Below are 749 nucleotides of genomic sequence, written 5' to 3' on the forward strand. Positions count from 1 at the left end.
CTCAATTATTTTGCATTTTCTTTTTGTACCAACTACAAACTTGGCAGCTTCTGCAGTGTTTCCTACAGTTGCCGACAGCCCAACTCTTGTTATCTGATATTTCGTATTTGCCTGGAGTCTTTCCAAGCTAAGTGATAGTTGTGCACCCCTTTCGTTGCCCAAAAGTTCGTGTACTTCATCTATTACCATCCATTCAATTTCATCAAGTGCTTGTAGCATTACAGGCTGTGTAAGTAGTATAATCAAAGTTTCAGGTGTTGTAATCAAGATGTCAGGCGGGGACAAATTTATCTTGCGCCTCATTGTCTGNAATTCTCTTGAAGACATCTCGGTTTAGTGCACGAAGCGGAGTGATATACAACACCTTGATCTTGCCCTCTTTTCTANTATTCTTTTGAAGACATCTCGATTTAGTGCACGAAGCGGAGTGATGTACAACACCTTGATCTTGCCCTCTTTTCTAGAGCGTGAGACCCGAGAAAATATTGGAATTACTGCAGTCTCTGTCTTTCCAGATCCAGTTGGCGCAACCACTAGAGAATCAATTTTTTGAAATATTACTGGAACAGCCTTTTGCTGTATCTCGGTCAGGTGCTCAAAACCAAGATTGCGAAACTTTACTTCTAACTCAAGCAGTTGATTCGGGTTCTTTGCTTTGTCTTGTTCTAGATCGTTCGTATACTATAACACCAACTAAACCAATACCAAGTAGGACAGCTGCAATAATTGGTATATAGTCAAAAATTCCT

General features: G+C 40.3%; 1 protein-coding gene and 2 pseudogenes. All 3 read right to left on the bottom strand.

The features are described 5' to 3' along the window. Nucleotides 1-309 (bottom strand): DEAD/DEAH box helicase (locus DYY66_RS14200; protein WP_255496120.1); only part of this gene is annotated, 309 nt, incomplete at both ends. Nucleotide 310: 1 nt separating this feature from the next. Next, nucleotides 311-386 (bottom strand): annotated as a pseudogene (locus DYY66_RS15410) (hypothetical protein); the annotation flags it as partial. Between the two features lies 1 nt (nt 387). Next, nucleotides 388-534, bottom strand: a pseudogene (locus DYY66_RS16120) (DEAD/DEAH box helicase); the annotation flags it as partial. Nucleotides 535-749: the final 215 nt, after the last annotated feature.

The organism is Candidatus Nitrosotalea sp. FS (genome assembly GCF_011319475.1).
Taxonomy (GTDB): Archaea; Thermoproteota; Nitrososphaeria; order Nitrososphaerales; family Nitrosopumilaceae; genus Nitrosotalea.